At 34.8% G+C, this 17,998-nt stretch carries 16 protein-coding genes; 6 read left to right on the top strand and 10 right to left on the bottom strand.

The annotated features are described in order from the left end of the window. Position 1 precedes the first annotated feature (1 nt). Positions 2–895 carry an ATP-binding cassette domain-containing protein gene (locus tag M9897_10585; GenBank protein ID MCO5269327.1) on the bottom strand — a complete coding sequence of 298 codons (894 nt, stop codon included), beginning with the start codon at positions 893–895 and terminating at the stop codon, positions 2–4. Positions 896–919: 24 nt separating this feature from the next. Further along, a complete protein-coding gene (gene lpcA / locus M9897_10590; protein ID MCO5269328.1) occupies positions 920–1,483 on the bottom strand; it encodes a D-sedoheptulose 7-phosphate isomerase in 564 nt (187 codons plus the stop codon). 100 nt (positions 1,484–1,583) lie between these two features. Between lpcA and M9897_10595 the strand changes: the two genes are divergently transcribed. The 3 genes from M9897_10595 (at position 1,584) to M9897_10605 (ending at position 3,415) form a co-directional block, all read left to right on the top strand. Further along, positions 1,584–2,033, top strand: coding sequence for a hypothetical protein (locus M9897_10595; GenBank protein MCO5269329.1), 450 nt, complete (start codon positions 1,584–1,586; stop codon positions 2,031–2,033). Between the two features lie 90 nt (positions 2,034–2,123). Continuing rightward, a complete protein-coding gene (locus M9897_10600) occupies positions 2,124–2,555 on the top strand; it encodes a transposase (protein MCO5269330.1) in 432 nt (143 codons plus the stop codon). Positions 2,556–2,569: 14 nt separating this feature from the next. Beyond that, on the top strand, positions 2,570–3,415 hold the full coding sequence (locus M9897_10605) for an IS3 family transposase (protein MCO5269331.1): 846 nt from the start codon (positions 2,570–2,572) through the stop codon (positions 3,413–3,415). Between the two features lie 26 nt (positions 3,416–3,441). Here the strand turns inward: M9897_10605 and M9897_10610 are convergent, their stop codons facing one another. The 3 genes from M9897_10610 to M9897_10620 all read right to left on the bottom strand — a co-directional run bounded on the left by M9897_10610 (position 3,442) and on the right by M9897_10620 (position 7,046). Then, complete coding sequence (locus M9897_10610; GenBank protein MCO5269332.1) at positions 3,442–4,233, bottom strand: S1/P1 nuclease; 792 nt, start codon at positions 4,231–4,233, stop codon at positions 3,442–3,444. Positions 4,234–4,237: 4 nt separating this feature from the next. Further along, complete coding sequence (gene cmk / locus M9897_10615; protein ID MCO5269333.1) at positions 4,238–4,924, bottom strand: (d)CMP kinase; 687 nt, start codon at positions 4,922–4,924, stop codon at positions 4,238–4,240. Positions 4,925–5,009: 85 nt separating this feature from the next. Further along, entirely contained in the window at positions 5,010–7,046 is a 2,037-nt protein-coding gene (locus M9897_10620) for a T9SS type A sorting domain-containing protein (GenBank protein ID MCO5269334.1), read from the bottom strand. A 179-nt stretch (positions 7,047–7,225) separates the two neighbouring features. On the opposite strand from M9897_10620, the gene ade reads away from it, so the two are divergent. Then, the gene (gene ade, locus M9897_10625) at positions 7,226–8,845 is read left to right on the top strand and encodes an adenine deaminase (GenBank protein MCO5269335.1); all 1,620 of its coding nucleotides are present in this window, start codon (positions 7,226–7,228) and stop codon (positions 8,843–8,845) included. 3 nt (positions 8,846–8,848) lie between these two features. Continuing rightward, positions 8,849–9,730, top strand: coding sequence for a cation diffusion facilitator family transporter (locus M9897_10630; GenBank protein MCO5269336.1), 882 nt, complete (start codon positions 8,849–8,851; stop codon positions 9,728–9,730). A gap of 16 nt (positions 9,731–9,746) precedes the next feature. Here M9897_10630 and pyrF read toward each other — a convergent pair whose 3' ends face one another. The 4 genes from pyrF to M9897_10650 are packed head-to-tail and all read right to left on the bottom strand — an operon-like array spanning position 9,747 to position 13,516. After that, complete coding sequence (gene pyrF, locus M9897_10635) at positions 9,747–10,568, bottom strand: orotidine-5'-phosphate decarboxylase (GenBank protein ID MCO5269337.1); 822 nt, start codon at positions 10,566–10,568, stop codon at positions 9,747–9,749. Positions 10,569–10,590: 22 nt separating this feature from the next. Beyond that, a complete protein-coding gene (prfA, locus tag M9897_10640) occupies positions 10,591–11,679 on the bottom strand; it encodes a peptide chain release factor 1 (protein ID MCO5269338.1) in 1,089 nt (362 codons plus the stop codon). Positions 11,680–11,686: 7 nt separating this feature from the next. Continuing rightward, entirely contained in the window at positions 11,687–12,853 is a 1,167-nt protein-coding gene (locus M9897_10645; protein MCO5269339.1) for an AIR synthase-related protein, read from the bottom strand. 57 nt (positions 12,854–12,910) lie between these two features. After that, on the bottom strand, positions 12,911–13,516 hold the full coding sequence (locus M9897_10650; protein ID MCO5269340.1) for a hypothetical protein: 606 nt from the start codon (positions 13,514–13,516) through the stop codon (positions 12,911–12,913). A gap of 36 nt (positions 13,517–13,552) precedes the next feature. Between M9897_10650 and M9897_10655 the strand changes: the two genes are divergently transcribed. Further along, positions 13,553–15,670, top strand: a complete 2,118-nt coding sequence (locus M9897_10655) for a DNA mismatch repair protein MutS (protein ID MCO5269341.1) — start codon at positions 13,553–13,555, stop codon at positions 15,668–15,670. A 159-nt stretch (positions 15,671–15,829) separates the two neighbouring features. Here M9897_10655 and M9897_10660 read toward each other — a convergent pair whose 3' ends face one another. Then, a complete protein-coding gene (locus tag M9897_10660; GenBank protein ID MCO5269342.1) occupies positions 15,830–17,875 on the bottom strand; it encodes a M3 family metallopeptidase in 2,046 nt (681 codons plus the stop codon). Positions 17,876–17,998: the final 123 nt, after the last annotated feature.

Below are 17,998 nucleotides of genomic sequence, written 5' to 3' on the forward strand. Positions count from 1 at the left end.
TCTAATTCTGTTTTATAATATGTAAAAATTTATCCTCCAAACTTTCTTTCCCTTTGATGAGGTGATTGGCTACAATTCCTTTTTCAAATAACAGCTTATTTAATACCTCTGGTTGTGCTTCTTGTTTAAGAATTGCCTTGAAATAAGTAGGATACTCTACCACCTTTTCTATGAATTCGATTTCATTCAGAATGGTTTTCAATTGCGTCATATCTGCTGCACCTACTTCAAAGTAGCCAAAACTAGCATTCATGGCATCTACTGCACCATTGTATAGCGTTTTTCCTTTTTCAAGGATAATTACATGGGAACATACTTTTTCCACCTCATCTAATAAGTGACTCGCAATAATAATGGTCGTTCCGGATGCAGCTATTTCTCGAATAATCTCTCGAATTTGGATAATACCTTGTGGATCTAAACCGTTGGTTGGTTCATCTAGAATCAATATTTCGGGATCATTTAGCATAGCAGAAGCAATTGCCAAACGCTGCTTCATTCCTAAAGAAAATGTGCTGAATTTATCATTCTTTCGTTCAAAGAGTCCAACCAACTTAAGTTTTTCATCTATTTTATTTTCGGCTACTCCTTTTATTTGTGCTACAATCTTTAGATTCTTTTCTGCACTTAAAAACGGATAAAAATTAGGATGTTCTATAATTGCTCCTATTCGCTTTAAGGAGTGAGAAGAATGCGTTTCATCAAACCATTTCCAGTCTCCTGATGTTGGATTAATTACATTCAAAATCATACCTAATGTAGTTGACTTCCCACTCCCATTAGGACCTAACAATCCATAAATATTACCTTTTTCAACTGTTAAATTCAGATCATTTACAGCAGTTAAATTCCCAAAACGTTTGGTCAGGTGATTTATCTCTAACACATTTGACATACAATAAAATAGTTTATTCTTTCATTAAATATTTCGCTCAATGAAATCTATCATAGTATGGATTACTTTGATATGAATTTCTTGTACACGATCAGACCAAGTGGATTTGGGTGCTCTGATTTCCACATCACATAAAGCAGCCATTTTTCCACCGTCCTTTCCAGTAAGTCCAATTACTTTCATTCCCTTTTGACGAGCAGCCTCTATAGCATTCAGCACATTTTGAGAGTTTCCACTTGTTGAAATAGCTAATAACACATCTCCTTTTCTAGCACATCCTTCAATATATCTAGAAAACACATAATCGAATCCATAATCATTACTCACGCATGACATGTGAGCCGGATCCGAAATAGCAGTTGCGCCAAGTGCTTTACGATTTTCACGGAAACGACCTGTAAGTTCTTCTGCAAAATGCATAGCATCGCTCATAGAACCTCCGTTTCCACAGCTAAAAATCCGTCCTTCACTTTTCAAGCTTTCCACCATGATTTTACCAGCAGATTCAATACGTTTGAAATTATCTTCTGTATTAAATGCCTTTAAAATTTCTAATGCCTCAATAAATTGGTCTGCTATTTGTTTCATCCGAGATTAAATTTGAATAACAAATCTAAAAAATAAACTGCAATATAACTTGAGAATAAAAGCAATTTATTATATTTGGGATTCTGCTAAAATGAAAAGGATGAGAAAAGTTTTACTACTAATGATGGCAAGCGCATTAATCTTGGGAACAGGAAACAGTTTTGCGCAGAATAATAAAAAGGAATTAAATTGCTTTGAAAAATACGAACAAGCATTTAAAGAAAGAGGTGCTTATACCATTTCTGACAATATATATAGGAACGTTATGATTTCTTTCTTTGAAGGAAATGAAGTTTACTGTATTCGTGGAAAAGTAAGAGTAGAAGGTGGATATATCACTTCAATATTCTATTACTATGATGATAACACCGAAGAATTATATGATAAAAAATTCTATGCAACAGCTACTGGTGAGCCACCTGCAATAAAGAATGGAATTTCCGATTTAATCACAAATGCTGATAGAGAAAAACTACGAATTGTTTTTATTGATCAATTAAGACCGAAGAAAAAACAGCTTCAAAAGATGAGTGTTCCAGATGACTTATAAAATTAAAAAGGGCAATTAAAAATTGCCCTTTTTTTTATCCGTAAATTTTGTCTTGTCCTAACATAGCGTTACACTAAAAAAAGTAATGTTATGGATAAATCTAAAAATCAGTACATTAAACGTACACAAAAAGATTACAGCATGTCTTTTAAATTAGCTGTAGTTAAAGAAGTTGAAAGCGGAGAAATTAGTACCGAAGCAGTAATGCGAAAGTACGGTATACAATCTCATAGTACAATTTTAAATTGGAGAAGGAAATTTGGTATCTTTGATTTAAAAAACAGTTCTAATTCTATATTTATGAAAACACCACAACAAAGAATCCAAGAGTTAGAGCAGAAATTACGGTTATTGGAATCAAAGAATGATTTCTTAGAGGAACAATTAATGAAAGCCGAGGATAAAGCTTATATTTTGGATAAGCTTATAGACATAGCAGAAAAAGAATATATGCTTCCTGTAAGAAAAAACTCCTTCCCCGATCAATCAAAGAAACAAACAAAGAAAGGCAAAGGTCAATAGGCTATCTTTGTGGATTGGTCGGGATAAATAGACAATACTATTATCGTAGTTTCTGGCTTATAAATGAAAAACGAGAAGTCGCTAGCCAAGTTATTGAAATGGTTAATAATGTACGTATAAAAATGCCTAGAATAGGTACTAAGAAGCTTTATTTTCTTTTAAAAGAAGAATTAAAAGGTCTTCATGTGGGTAGAGATAAACTTTTTGATATTCTTAGAGCAAATCATATGTTAGTAATTCCAAGGAAAAACTATCATATCACAACTAATTCTCATCATCGATTTCATAAATATAAAAATATTGTAGAGAATTTAGAAATAACAAAACCAGAACAAGTATGGGTATCAGATATAACTTATATTGAAGGAAGAGGTAATGGTTATTTAGCTCTAGTAACGGATGCTTATTCAAAGAGGATAATGGGGTATGATTTATCAAATAGCCTTGCAACAGAAGGTGCTTTAAGAGCTCTTAAAATGGCCTGTAAAAATCGTATATATAAGAATCATCCTTTGATTCATCATTCTGATAGAGGAATACAATATTGTAGTAATAAATATCAAGAATGTCTTAAAAGGAAAAATATTCGACCTAGTATGACTGAAAGCTATGATCCGTATGCAAACGCGGTAGCTGAAAGAGTAAATGGAATATTAAAGGATGAGTTTTTATTGGAAAATTATAAAGCTGATATTCAAACAATGAAAAAAATTGTAAAAGAATCTATTGAAATCTATAATAACCAAAGACCACATCTGTCATGTGAATTGTTAACACCAAGTAAAATGCATATGCAAAGAACTATAAAAAGAAAAACTTATAAAAAAACTTCTGTGAAGCTAGCTTCACAGAAGTTTTAATTATTTTTGTTTAAAATATGTAACGCTTATTTAGGACGATACATTTCGTTTAGAATACCTGCTAACCGAACCCCTCCTTTTTCTAATTGTAGTTTCATTGCTTCCCAATTCAGGTAAGTATAAGCATATTCCCAATACTTAACATTTACATCAAAGGTATATATGTTTTTTCGTAAAGCTACATTTTCCTGAACCCATGTATCAATAGAGTCTTGCTGCCATTTTACCACCTGCTCAGTTGTAGCGCAACAATTCACAATGCTTGTAAGTTCGGTATAGCTATACTTCTTATGATCTAATATATCGCTATCCCAAATGGTATGAAGATTCGTCTTTTTACCAAACCAAGTAGCTGAGATAGTGTTTCCTCCTCTATCCTCACCTACACCCACATGTAAAGGTTGATGAATATCACCTAAAAAATGGATAAGCATTTTTAGATAAATCACTTCCATTTCAGGAGTCAATTTTCCACTTTTTAATTTCTGTATAGCTATCGAAATTCCTTTAATCACGTCTCCTTTTGGGTTTTTATTAGATTCCTCATACGTCAGCCCGGTTGGAATAGTAACATAATGATACGCACTTAAGGTATCCCAATCTGGGTTTGGATCTGATTTAATATCATCCATCCAATTAGCAATCTCAGCCATTGGGTGTCCTCCTAAGATTTGATTGATTCGAGCTTGCGCCTTATCATTTAAATGTTGTTGTGCTACTTCTGCCACCACTCTGTGTCCGGTTACTCCCCATGCAAAAGTATAGGAAGATGCTATTATGATGCAGTTTATAAGTAATATAAGAAAGGATTTTTTCATGAGATTATTTTGTCAAATTTCTTACTAATTGGAGAGCCAGTTCCAACTGTTCTTCTTGTGTCAAATTGGAGTTATCAATTACAATGGCATCTTCCGTTTGGATAAGGGGACTTTCTTCACGTGTAGCATCCATTTCGTCGCGTTGCTGAAGATTTTCGCGCACCTCTTCTATGGTAATTCGCTCACCTTTATCGAATAATTCCTTATACCTACGCTGTGCTCTAACCTCAGGGTCTGCTGTTATAAACAACTTAAGTTCTGCATGAGGAAAGACAACTGAACCAATATCTCTTCCATCCATAACCACTCCTCCAAGTTTACCCATGAGGCGTTGTTGTGCCACTAAAAATTGTCTAACCTCTCTAATTTTAGCAATTGAACTTACAACATTGGAAACTTCCATAGCACGAATTTCAGCCTCTACATTTTCTCCATTCAAGAGTAAATCTGCTTTCCCATTTTCATTCTGTGAAAACGACACTGTAATATTGGTAAGTTCTTGGATGATTTGCTCTATATCCACATGGGAAGTTGAAACTAATCCTTTGCGCAACATATACAAGGTAACACCTCTATACATAGCTCCTGAATCTACATACACATAGTGAAGTTCTCTTGCTAATGCTTTGGCGAGTGTACTTTTTCCACATGAAGACCAGCCATCAATGGCAATGGTAATATTCTTACCCATGTTGTTGGTTTTGTTAATGCTTCCCAAAAATACAAAAAAAGCCCTCCAAATGGAAGGCTTTTCATTTTAATTCAAAATTTATAGATTATTCGACAATCAATCTCTTAGAAACTAGTTGATTATTAATGCGAACATTTACTAAATAAATTCCAGCATCTAAACCTAAAGTAGGTAAAGTTATTTGCTGACCACCATCAAGCATACCATAATCTCTAGATCCAATAACTTTTCCTGTCATATCAACTAAATCTACCTGTACATTTTGTTGACCCTTTAAGTTTAATACAATGTTAGTAAAGTTTTGTGCAGGGTTTGGATAGATTTTAACAGCAGCATCTACTTGCTCCATTATATTGCTTTCAACAGATGCAGGTGTTCCATCATTAAAACCGTTAGCAATAGCTTCAGAAAGTGTAGCAGTACCTGCATTTTCAATTCTATTATTTGGTGCTTTTAATAAACCTATAATATGTATTTTATTTTCATTCCATTCAGCAGGAAGAGTCAAAGTGAAACTCAATACATGGCTCTCCCCAGCATTTGCTCCACTTGGGTAAGAATTTGCATCTCCGGCAAAAGATGGTAATATTGTTCTTGCAACGTGATCATATACCATCATAGATGCTGGTACAGGATTCGGTAAAGATTCATATCCTCCCATCACTCCGTTACTTCCGCCTGCATAGGAATTTATTTGTGCATATCCAGAAGTTGTTCCAGTAACACCATCTTCAGCAATAACGAGGGATATCTTATACCCATTCGTTATATTAGCGATGATATCACTTGTAATAGAAACTTTTAACTCTCTTGTAGTAGCATTCCATTCAGCCCCTGGTGTTAGAACCGCTTTAGGAGCCACGCTCAATCTGGTCATGATATCACTTTCAATAGCTGAAGGATCTTTACCGGCGCCTCTATCTACTTTTGCATTCGGAAATGAAGTAAATCCCATACCTGTATCATACGCAGGTACCACCATTGGATCTCCGTTATGCACTGCTATAGGAGCAATAGCCCCTGCGTATTTTTTTGAAAATTCATCCATAAATACAGCTCCTCTAGGACACCATGTACACCATGTTCCTGTTCCTTCTTCTACAGCCACCACTTTTCCAAAAGCTGGAGTAATTGTAGTTACCATCCAATTTTTAGTATCATTTGCAGTATTATCATCCGCACCAGCTCCATTTACATTAGAAATAGTAGCAGAATATGGTTCAGTGGTTGTAGCCAAAACAAGAGAATCTGTAAAAGTAACTGTATATTCAGCCATTGTTGCTATATTAACTCCTGTAACTGATTTATTGAAATTCATACCATTATAACTAGTGGCTAAATCAAAAGAAGTAATTGCTGAATTTCCAATATTTCTAACTGTCACAGAAGAATTATGTTTTGAACCTGCAATCACACCATTTATGTTGTATTTAGTTACTGCTAAATCTTTTGCTAAAGGAACAAATGGAGTATAAGTATATGTAAAATCATCTATATAATAACCAGCTTGATTTGGTGCTACAGAATTGTATGGGAAAATATCCATACCCCAAACTTGATTATCTGCCACTGAGAAACTACCTTTAGATGTTCCATCAATTAAAACCTCCCAATCATTTATAGTTAAATCAATATTCAGATTAAATTTAAACCATGTACCTGTTGGGTAAGTTCCAGCCAATAAAGTACCATCAGTAGTATTACTAATTTCAAAAGTTCCATCTGAATTCCAGTAATATTCAAAAACAAACATATCTCCAATAGGTGCCTTTCCTTGTATATTAAAGTAAGCTCCTTTATTAGATTCTATCTTCATCCACATTTCAAGATTAAAATTACCTGTTTGGTAAGTTCCTCCGAATTGTTTAACTAAATCGGTTGGTCCACCATTAGCAGAATTACTTGATAAATAGATAGAATTTGGAGACGAATGTGAATCTGCATTAGATACCTTCACATCTTCTGTTGTTCCTGGCGCATTTCCCCAAGTAGTCCATGCACTAGACTGTTGAGCCAAATAAGCACCTGCAGTATAAGTATCAAAATTATCTGTAAATGTTTGTGCATTAGTTAGACCTATAGATAAACAAAGTCCAAGCACTAAAGAATAAATATGTTTCATGTTTTATAATTTTAGGATGTTCAAATATAAAATTAAATTGAATAATAGTATAATTAACTGTCGTCATTTTTAATTTATTATTGTATTCCTAATTATTCTATCTAACTCTTTGAGTTTTTATGAATAAATAAGTTTGAGTAGATAGTGAGATTCTTTATTTTTACATCAAATATTTACTCATGCAATATAAAGGAAATATAATAGACATTGTAAATCGCAAAATATTTGCCGGTGAAGTAATAGTGGATAAAGGAGAAATTATCGCAATTAATCCTTGTAAAGATGTCCCCTCACACTATATTATTCCTGGATTTATTGATGCCCACATACATGTTGAAAGTTCAATGCTTGTTCCTACTGAGTTTGCACGAATGGCTGTTCGTCAAGGAACCGTAGCTACGATTTCAGATCCTCATGAAATTGCCAATGTACTAGGTAAAAAAGGTGTTGAGTTTATGGTAGAGAATGGTTTACAAACTCCATTCAAGTTCTATTTTGGCGTTCCTTCATGCGTCCCAGCAACTAATTTTGAGACTGCTGGTGGAGAAATTGATTTAGTTGATATAGAAAAATTATTCCAGCTACCAAACGTTAATTATCTTGCTGAAATGATGAATTATCCAGGTGTTTTATCAAGAGACCCACTTGTTATGGATAAGATTCAGTTGGCACTGAAAATGGGGAAAAGAGTGGATGGTCATTCGCCCGGATTGCGCGGGGAAGATGCTAAAAGATATATTGAGGCAGGCATTGAAACAGACCATGAGTGTTTTACAAAAGAAGAAGCATTAGATAAACTTAAATATGGCATGAAGATTCTAATCCGAGAAGGAAGTGCTGCTAAGAATTTTGAAGCTCTCTGGACCTTAATCGATGAGTTTCCAAACCAAGTAATGCTTTGCTCCGATGATAAACACCCCAATGATTTTGTGCATGGGCATATCAATAAACTCGTAGCCCGCGCTATAGCTAAAGGATGTGATTTGTATAACACTTTACAAGCTGCCTGCATTAATCCAATTGCTCATTACAACATGCAAGTAGGACAACTACAAGTAGGAGATTCAGCTGATTTCTGTATCGTTGATAATCTGACAGATTTCAATGTGCAGGAAACTATCATTCAAGGGAAAAGTGTATTCAAAAATGGAGAAGTATTATTCTCCCGAGTCAAAGCGGATACTCCAAATAATTTCAATAGAACTCCTATAACGTTAGCTGAATTGAAGATTCCAGCAAATAAGCAAAAAGTATGCGTTATTGTCGTCGAAGATGGACAGCTAGTAACCAAAGAAACGGAAGCGATTTTAGAAGAGATAAATGGAGAATTAAAATCAGATATCACTAATGATATTCTCAAATTAGTGGTAGTTAATCGCTATGACAACTCTCCTATAGCAATTGCATATATAAAGAACTTTGGATTAAAACAAGGTGCGATTGCCTCCTGCGTAGCTCATGATAGTCACAACATCATTGCAGTTGGTGTAAATGATAAAGATATACAATTAGCTATCAATTTAATCATTCAAGAAAAAGGAGGTATTTCACTAGCTCAAAATGGAATAGGAGAAGTATTAGCGCTACCTGTTGCTGGAATCATGAGCAATGAAAACGGAGAGGTAGTAGCTGAACGATACGAAGCAATGGATAAAAAGGCCAAAGAATTAGGTTCTACCCTCACAGCTCCTTACATGACCTTATCTTTTTGTGCTTTATTGGTAATTCCTCAATTAAAATTATCGGATAAAGGGCTTTTTGATGGAAATACATTTAATTTTGTTTCACTCTACAAATAGAATATGGGGCATCATCACCATCATCATGAGCATACTTCTACCAAAAACTTAAAACTTGCTTTTTGGGTTAACTTTCTATTCGCTATTTTTGAAATATTCGGTGGGTTATATGTTAACAGTGTGGCTATAATCTCTGATGCTATTCATGATTTAGGAGATAGTTTTTCATTAGGTGGCGCCTATTTTTTAGAAAAATTTTCAAAAAAGAAAGCAGACAAACGCTATTCATTTGGATATGGACGTTATTCTCTTTTAAGTGCACTTTTGAATAGTGTTATACTGGTAACGGGCTCCGTATTTGTAGTGTATGAGTCCATTTTAAGAATCATACATCCTGAATCATCTGATGCCCTAGGAATGGTTGTGTTTGCTTTTTTCGGAATAGCCATAAATGGAATAGTCATGCTTCGTTTACATTCTTCTCGCACATTAAATGAAAAGGTAGTGTATTGGCACATGATGGAAGATGTATTAGGTTGGGTCGCCGTTTTAATTGCAGCTCTCATTATGTTGGTATATCCCAGTCCGTATATAGATCCTATTCTTTCATTGCTAATTACCTCTTATATACTCTATGGAGTGATAAAGAGATTAAAGGAAACATTATATTTTTTCTTACAAGGAGTACCTGAAGAATTAGATTTAGATGGCTTAAAAGAAGAAATTTTAGCTGTGCCTTGTATTGCATCCATACATGATGTGCACGTATGGACATTAGATGGAGATCATCATGTATATACCGCACATATCACCTTAAAAAACATTGATTCATTTGACCAAATCTGTGAAACGAAAAATAAGGTAAAAACTATTTTAGAGGAACATCACTTTAAATACTACACCATAGAGACAGAACTAGATAATGAACGATGTACGTTCCGCTAGTTTGCTAGAAACTGACTTATATAAATCCTTTTTCTTCTAATATTTTTTGCATTTTATCTTGGATTTCTTTTGCTTTTTCTCTCGCTTTTTCTGCAAAGTCATCTCCTTGGGAAGCATAAATAATACCACGAGAGGAATTTACTAATAAACCACAATCTTTATTCCATCCATATTGAGCAGTTTCTTCTAAACTACCACCTTGAGCTCCTATACCTGGTACTAAAAAGAAATGATCTGGAACAAGGTTTCGGACAGTGGCAATACCTTCTGCACGCGTAGCACCAACCACATACATTATGTTTTCAGGAGAGCCCCAAGAAGACGTTTTCTTTAAAACTCTTTCATACAGCTTTTCCCCCTGAATATTAGTCATGAACTGAAAATCTAAAGCCCCTTTATTAGATGTTAATACCAATATAATAGCCCATTTATTTGTGTGTTCTAAGAAAGGAGTTACTGAATCTTCACCCATATATGGTGCAATTGTAACGGCATCACAATTTAGGTATTCATAAAAAGTTTTTGCGTAATATTTTGAGGTATTCCCGATATCACCACGTTTCGCATCTGCTATGATAAATCTGTTCTCAGGAATATAGTCAATTGTTTTCTTTAGAGACTCCCATCCTTTTGGACCCAAACATTCATAAAATGCGATATTAGGTTTAAAGGCTACGCAGAAATCTTTTGTAGCATCAATAATTGCTTTATTAAATTCAAAGATGGGGTCTTCCAATTTCAATAAATGGGATGGAATCTTCTCCAAATCTGTATCTAATCCTACACATAAGAAGGATTTAGTAGATTTAATCTCTTGTATCAACTGCGCTCTATTCATACTCATTTACTTCTTAGGAAAGTTACACATTTGCTTCTTGCCCTTTTAGCTTTTCCGCATTTTCCGCCATTTTTAACGCATCAATCATCTCTTGGATGTCTCCATTCATAAAATTCACCAAATTATAAATAGTTTTATTGATACGATGATCGGTAATCCTACCTTGTGGATAGTTATAAGTTCTAATCTTAGCCGAACGATCACCAGTTGACACCAAAGTTTTTCGCTGTGCTGCTCTTTCTTCGTGCGCCTTATCCAATTCGATTTGGTACAAACGAGAACGCAATACCTGAATTGCTTTTTCTAAATTTTTATGTTGAGAACGACCATCCTGACACTCAACTACCATTCCCGATGGTATATGTGTCAAACGAATAGCCGAAGACGTTTTATTGATGTGCTGACCACCCGCACCAGATGCTCTAAAAGTATCTTTACGTACGTCGTTCATATCCAATTTGAAATCCACTTCCTCCGCCTCAGGCAAAACGGCTACAGTGATAGCGGAAGTGTGCACACGTCCCTGTGATTCTGTTTCTGGCACACGCTGTACGCGGTGTACACCCGATTCAAATTTCAAAGTACCATATACACCATCCCCTTCAATCTCTAATGCAATCTCTTTAAACCCTTTTGTGCCACCTTCGTGAGAGTTTAAAACATCTACCTTCCACCCTTTTTCTTTGAAAAACATAGTGTACATTCTATAGATATCTTCCACAAAGATACAAGCCTCATCACCTCCTGTTCCTGCCCTTAATTCCAAGATAGCATTCTTATCATCTTCCGGGTCTTTTGGAATTAAGAGATATTTGATTTCATCTTCTAATTCGGGTAATTTATCTTGTAATTCTTCCAATTCCATTTTAGCCATCTCCTTCATTTCAGGATCTTTTTCTTCGGCCAAAATTTCTTTGGAGGATTCGATGTTTTCCAATACGTTTTTATAGTCTTTGTAAACTCTATCCAACTCCTCTAAGTCTTTGTATTCTTTATTCAACTTCACATAGCGATCCATATCGGCAATAATATCCGGGTCAACTATCAATTTTCCTACTTCTATAAAGCGATAATGAATCGCTTCTAGCTTTCCTAATAACGAATTATCCATAAATTAGCTAATATTCGAATGTTCCAAATTCTGACTGAATAGTCAATCTTTTTTGAGCGCTTTCCTCTACTCTACCTACTATTTGAGCATCCACATGAAAGGATTTTGAGATGGCAATAATATCTTCCGCAATAGACTCAGGAACGTATAATTCCATACGATGTCCCATATTGAAAACTTTATACATTTCTTTCCAATCTGTTCCTGATTCTTCATGAATTACCTTAAACAAAGGTGGAACTGGGAATAAATTATCTTTAATAATATGTAAGTTATCCACAAAATGTAGCACCTTAGTTTGTGCCCCACCACTACAGTGTACCATTCCATGAATAGATGCTCTGTGCTTATCTAAAATTTTCTTAATGATAGGTGCATACGTTCTGGTTGGAGAAAGAACTAATTTCCCTGCATCTAACGGACTTCCTTCAACAGGATCAGTTAAGCGATAATTTCCACTATATGCTAATTCTTCTGGAATACTTGCATCAAAACTTTCTGGGTATTTCTCTTTCAGATACTTATGAAATACATCATGACGTGCAGATGTTAGTCCATTTGAGCCCATTCCTCCATTGTATTCCTTTTCATAAGAAGCTTGACCCGAAGAAGATAACCCTACAATGACATCGCCTGCTTGAATAGTATGGTTGGAAATTACGTCCGAACGTTTCATTCTACACACTACTGTAGAATCCACTATAATTGTACGCACTAAATCACCCACATCTGCGGTTTCGCCTCCTGTAGAATAAATTCCAACTCCCATCTCTCTTAACTCTGCTAATAATTCTTCCGTTCCATTGATAATGGCCGCAATCACTTCTCCTGTAACCAAATTCTTATTTCTGCCTATAGTTGAAGAAAGCAAAATATTATCTGTAGCTCCGACACAAAGTAAATCATCTACATTCATAATTAAAGCATCTTGTGAAATCCCCTTCCACACAGAGATATCCCCTGTTTCCTTCCAGTACATATAGGCTAAAGAAGATTTAGTGCCTGCGCCATCAGCATGCATCACTACGCAATAATCTTCATCTCCGGCTAAGAAATCAGGAATAATTTTACAGAATGCTTTGGGAAAAATACCTTTATCGATATTTGCAATAGCATTGTGTACGTCCTCCTTTCCCGCGGAAACTCCTCTTTGATTATAACGATTATCTGACATGAACTGCTTTAATTGAAGGTGCAAAGATAGGAAAAAAATACGATTTATAGGTATCTTTTAATTCTTTCTCCAATCAAAAAGGTAAATCGGTTTTCCTCTAGGAATACGATGCTGTATAGTATTACTTCCTTGCTTTTCACTTAGGTTTCTACCTTCTAAAATAAAATAATAGTCTTTCTTCCCATCTGTATGCAGCATTTCCTCAAAATCATACACCATAAATTGATAATCCCCTACACTTATATGTTTAACACCTCTAAATTTTGTTTTAACACCATCTGAAAAATGAAGTGTTAATTCATCTTTGATTTTATTATATTCACCATTCTTTAATTGGATAGATTGAATAATTTTATCTGTAGAAATTAAATAGATATTTCCTCTCAAGGATTCTAATTTCATGCAGAAATCTGCTGGTTTTACTAATATTTTTCCTAATTCTATTGACGGATAATGCAGGATGTTGTCCTTTCTCTTCTGATTAACTTGAAATTTTGAGATACGCGTAAAAACCAACATAGCAAGCAATAGCCCAATCATCACGATAAACACATTCAGAATCACTATCGGTGTGGATCCGAAATGACGATATAAAACCCAAGTAAGTCCAACAAAAAGACTTAACACCAGAAATCCCGCAAGTAAACCTATGATTTTTTTCATAGCACAAATGTAATGATTTCTTAGCTTTGCAAACACATGTTAACATGCGATCGACAAACATATCAGGATTTAAGTTTTGACAAAGTTCAATCTTTGTTAGAAGAATTTTGTATAGGTCCTACTGCCAAGAAATTAGCTCTGCAGCTAAAACCAGTTGGCAAGCGTGATGAATTGCTTAAGTTTCTGAATCAAACAAATGAATTAACTCAAATAAAGAGGATAGGACTTCCTTTCCCACAACTAGAGTTTGAAGAACTAGAAAAAGAAATCCGTTTATTATCTATCAAAAATGCCAGTTTACCTGAAGCAAGTTTTAGCAAAATTCGCTTAGCATCTGGCATGAGCAATGATATCTTACATTTCCTTGAGAAACACGCTAACAACTATCCCCAACTCAAAGAATTATTTACAAACGTTAAGATTACAAAAGAAATCATACAACTTATAGATGAAGTATTTGATTTACACAATCAGATACGTGATAAGGCCTCACCTACTTTATTTGAAATACGTCAAAACTTAACACACGTTCACAAACAAATCAATACAAGTTTTGACAGATGTGTACGTAAATACTTAAAGAAAGGAGTGCTTAATGAAATTAAGGAGAGTTTTATAGACGAACGCCGTGTATTAGCAGTAATCTCATCCTATAAGAAGGAAGTAAACGGACGTATTTTAGGGAATTCAAAAACTGGAAATATTACGTTTATTGAACCGGGAGAGGTGCTACCACATAATAAAGAATTAGAGCAATTAAAGGATGATGAACAGAAGGAAATATTTATTATTCTTCAACAATTAACCAAGAAATTATCGAACCACCTTCCATTGATTAAAGAATATCAGCACGTGCTCACTAAACTGGATTTTATCCATGCAAAAAGTCGCCTTGCTTTACTTATGAAGGCCAATTTACCGGCTATTCTGAAAGAACAAAGGATGGATTTAATTGATGCTTACCACCCCCTATTAAGACTCAACAACGATCTTATTAAGAAAGAAACAATTCCACAACATATTGCAATGCATAAAGGAGCTAGAATGCTTGTTATTTCAGGTCCTAATGCAGGAGGGAAAAGTATCACACTCAAAACTGTAGGAATACTTCAACTGATGCTACAATGTGGATTATTAGTTTCTGTTCATCCAAATAGCAAGATGTGTCTTTTTGATATTTTGCTTACGGATATTGGAGACAACCAATCAATTGCAGATGAATTGAGCACGTATTCTTATCGCTTGAAAAGAATGAAACATTTTCTAAATGTTTCCAATAATAAAACCCTTTTGTTGATGGATGAATTTGGAACAGGTTCTGATCCTGAACTAGGTGGTGCATTAGCTGAAGTGTTTTTTGAAACACTTTATCATAAGGGCTGTTTTAGTGTTATTACAACACACTACAATAATATCAAATTCAAGGCAGATGAATTACCAGAAGCTACGAATGGATCTATGTTGTTTAATACGGAAAACCTACAGCCACTTTTTAAACTATCTATTGGTCAACCTGGAAGTTCCTTCACTTTTGAAGTTGCACAAATAAATGGAATTTCTAAAGATTTAATAGCTAAAGCAAAGACTAAATTAGATAAAAAGAAGGTTAAATTTGACCAATTACTGCACGAATTGCAGAAAGAGAAATCGTACTTAACACGGTTAACCCAAGAGCATATCACCTCACAATTTAAAGCAGAAGAAAGAAGAGAATTCTACGAACAATCACGAGATAAATACGAAGAGAAATTAGCACAATTACGAAAGAATGCAGAAGAGGCTAATAAATTTGTAAATCTTGGCAAAAAGATGCAACAATTCATAGATGCATATACCGCACGTTCTCGCAAGAAGGATGTAAATCAAGCTTTATTAGAAGAGGTTAAAAAATTTATAGCCGTAGAAAAAGCAAAAATAGAATCTGTAAAGAATGAAATTCGCTTAAAAAACAAAGAGAAGCGTTCTAATAAAGCACCTACTAAACAAGAGGAATCATATGCTCAAGACAGAATTAAAGTAGGAAGTAAAGTTAAACTCATCTCCACCAAGCAAGTGGGAGAAGTAGAAGAAATAAAAGGAAAGGATGTGGTAATTTCCTTTGGCTTTGCACGCATGAAAGTAAAACTCCAGCAGCTTAGTTGGGTCAAGGATTAGTTTAATACATCCATTATGTATAAAAAAATAGGTCAGCCTCTCTAAAGTTAACTGGGAAAGGTTACAAATTTGTTTGGGTAAGGAAGTCCCCATCATTATTTTACAGGGTCCTCCCCCCAGCCCCCTCCAAAGGGGGAGTTGGGAAGTCCTATTTTTTTTTTATTTCAATCCTCTTGCTTTTAGCAGAAACTCAGGAGAAGGAGCTTTTCCTCTCCAGCGTTCATACATTTCTTCATAGGATTGTGTATTACCTTTAGAAAGAATCATCTCTCTTAAACGTTGACCATTAGCACGCGTCATACCTCCGTTCTCAACAAACCAGCCATAAGCATCGTGATCTAACATTTCTGTCCAGGAATACGCATAATATCCAGCTCCATATCCACCACTAAAAATATGAGCAAAATAGGTAGATCTATAACGAACCTTAACTGCATTGACTTTCCCTAATCCGACTTTTAGGATAGCCTCATTCTCAAAAGTGGACACATCATCCTTAGTAATTATTTTTGAAGCTGGAATCATATGCCAAGCCATATCTAAATTAGCTGCTGTAATATTTTCAGATAGTGAATACCCTTGATTAAACGTCTGTGAAGCTTCAATCTTATCCAACAATTCTTGTGGCATAGGTTCACCTGTTTGGTAGTGTTTTGCATAATTCTTAAACACTTCTGGATAAGTAGCCCAATTTTCATTAAACTGAGATGGAAACTCTACAAAATCTCGTGCGGTATTTGTACCAGATATACTCTCATATTTCTGCGATGCAAAGAAACCATGTAATGCATGACCAAATTCGTGGAACATAGTAATTACATTATCAAATGACAGTAAAGCTGGTTCTCCTTTAGCAGGTTTTGGAAAATTGCATACGTTATAAATCACAGGTTTTGTTTTATTGAGATAAGATTGCTCAATAAAATTCCCCATCCATGCACCTCCACTTTTACTGTCTCGCTCAAAGTAATCAACATAAAACAAACCTAATTCCGTTCCATCTTCCTCAAATAATTCATACACTAACACATCCTCATGATATACCGGAATATCTTTTCTTTCTTTAAAGGTAATACCATACAACTTGTTGGCAGCATAGAACACTCCATTCTGTAGAACAGACATCATATCGAAGTAAGGCTTAATTTCTTCTTCATTTAAATCGTAATCTCTCTTTCGGACTAATTCTGCATAATAATTCCAATCCCATGCTTCTAAATTTCCTTGAACGCCTTTACTATGCATCATATCTTCAATTACTTTGCTTTCTTTAGCAGCTTTATCCATTGCGGCAGGGATGAGGCCATCAAAGAAAGTGCGGACATTCTGACTATTGCCCGCCATCGTTTTTTGCAAACTCCAATCTGCATAGTTATCAAAGCCTAACAGTTGTGCTTTTTTAGCTCGTAAATTCACGATATCAGCAACTAAGTCTTTGGTGTCAAACGCAGTACCATCAGCTCTCATCCATGCATTTTCAAACACTTTTTTACGCATTTCTCGATTATTCAATAACTGGAGTACATCTTGCTGCGTATAGTTATTCATTGGAATCTTATAATTCCCATCTTCAGTTTTAATGGAATTTAAATAAGAATCACTTAGTCCGTCTAATTGTGCTACATCATTTTTATCAATAACTAGCGCACCATCTTTCATAGCCTTTAAAACCTTTTTCCCAAATTGAGTTGTCAAGGTTGCCAATTGAGAATTAATTTCTTTTAATTGATCTTTTTCTTTTCCCTCTAGTTTAGCCCCTGCTATCACAAAATCAGTATAATACTCTTCTAATAATTTTAAATCTTCAGCATCTAACTTCAGATCTTCTTTCTGATCATAAAGAGCTTCTATTCTTTCAAATAACTTTGAATTCAAATACATTTCATCTTCTAGCGCAGCCATGAGAGGTGCAAATTCCTCCTCTAATGCTTGCAATGTATCATTTGTATGAGCGGATGATAGCGCATAAAACACACTAGTTGCTTTTGACAATTGATTTCCACTTTGTTCCAATGCGATAATTGTATTCTCAAAAGTAGGCACTTCGATAGAATTTGCTATTGCATTAACAATTTCTTTTTTAACACGAATACCCTCTATGATAGCAGGCTTAAAATGCTCTGTCTTAATTTTAGAGAAATCAGGTGCAGAATATGGTAATGCACTTTCTTGCACAAGCGGGTTAGAAGCTAATTCATCTTTCATCTTATCATTCTTTGAATTCTTTTCTCCCTGACATCCAAACAATAAAACTGAGGAAGCCAAAAGAAGTATATTAATTTTTTTCATAAATAGATTTTTGAGTGCAAGGTACTAATTCTTGCTAAA

Origin of the sequence: Brumimicrobium sp., assembly GCA_023957385.1 — a bacterium.
Taxonomy (GTDB): Bacteria; Bacteroidota; Bacteroidia; order Flavobacteriales_D; family Crocinitomicaceae; genus Brumimicrobium.

Coding starts and splice junctions, on each gene's coding strand:
- M9897_10585 (MCO5269327.1), bottom strand. CDS start 895: ATGTCAAATGTGTTAGAGATAAATCACCTGACCAAACGTTTTGGGAAT.
- lpcA (MCO5269328.1), bottom strand. CDS start 1,483: ATGAAACAAATAGCAGACCAATTTATTGAGGCATTAGAAATTTTAAAG.
- M9897_10595 (MCO5269329.1), top strand. CDS start 1,584: ATGAGAAAAGTTTTACTACTAATGATGGCAAGCGCATTAATCTTGGGA.
- M9897_10600 (MCO5269330.1), top strand. CDS start 2,124: ATGGATAAATCTAAAAATCAGTACATTAAACGTACACAAAAAGATTAC.
- M9897_10610 (MCO5269332.1), bottom strand. CDS start 4,233: ATGAAAAAATCCTTTCTTATATTACTTATAAACTGCATCATAATAGCA.
- cmk (MCO5269333.1), bottom strand. CDS start 4,924: ATGGGTAAGAATATTACCATTGCCATTGATGGCTGGTCTTCATGTGGA.
- M9897_10620 (MCO5269334.1), bottom strand. CDS start 7,046: ATGAAACATATTTATTCTTTAGTGCTTGGACTTTGTTTATCTATAGGT.
- ade (MCO5269335.1), top strand. CDS start 7,226: ATGCAATATAAAGGAAATATAATAGACATTGTAAATCGCAAAATATTT.
- M9897_10630 (MCO5269336.1), top strand. CDS start 8,849: ATGGGGCATCATCACCATCATCATGAGCATACTTCTACCAAAAACTTA.
- pyrF (MCO5269337.1), bottom strand. CDS start 10,568: ATGAATAGAGCGCAGTTGATACAAGAGATTAAATCTACTAAATCCTTC.
- prfA (MCO5269338.1), bottom strand. CDS start 11,679: ATGGATAATTCGTTATTAGGAAAGCTAGAAGCGATTCATTATCGCTTT.
- M9897_10645 (MCO5269339.1), bottom strand. CDS start 12,853: ATGTCAGATAATCGTTATAATCAAAGAGGAGTTTCCGCGGGAAAGGAG.
- M9897_10650 (MCO5269340.1), bottom strand. CDS start 13,516: ATGAAAAAAATCATAGGTTTACTTGCGGGATTTCTGGTGTTAAGTCTT.
- M9897_10655 (MCO5269341.1), top strand. CDS start 13,553: ATGTTAACATGCGATCGACAAACATATCAGGATTTAAGTTTTGACAAA.
- M9897_10660 (MCO5269342.1), bottom strand. CDS start 17,875: ATGAAAGATGAATTAGCTTCTAACCCGCTTGTGCAAGAAAGTGCATTA.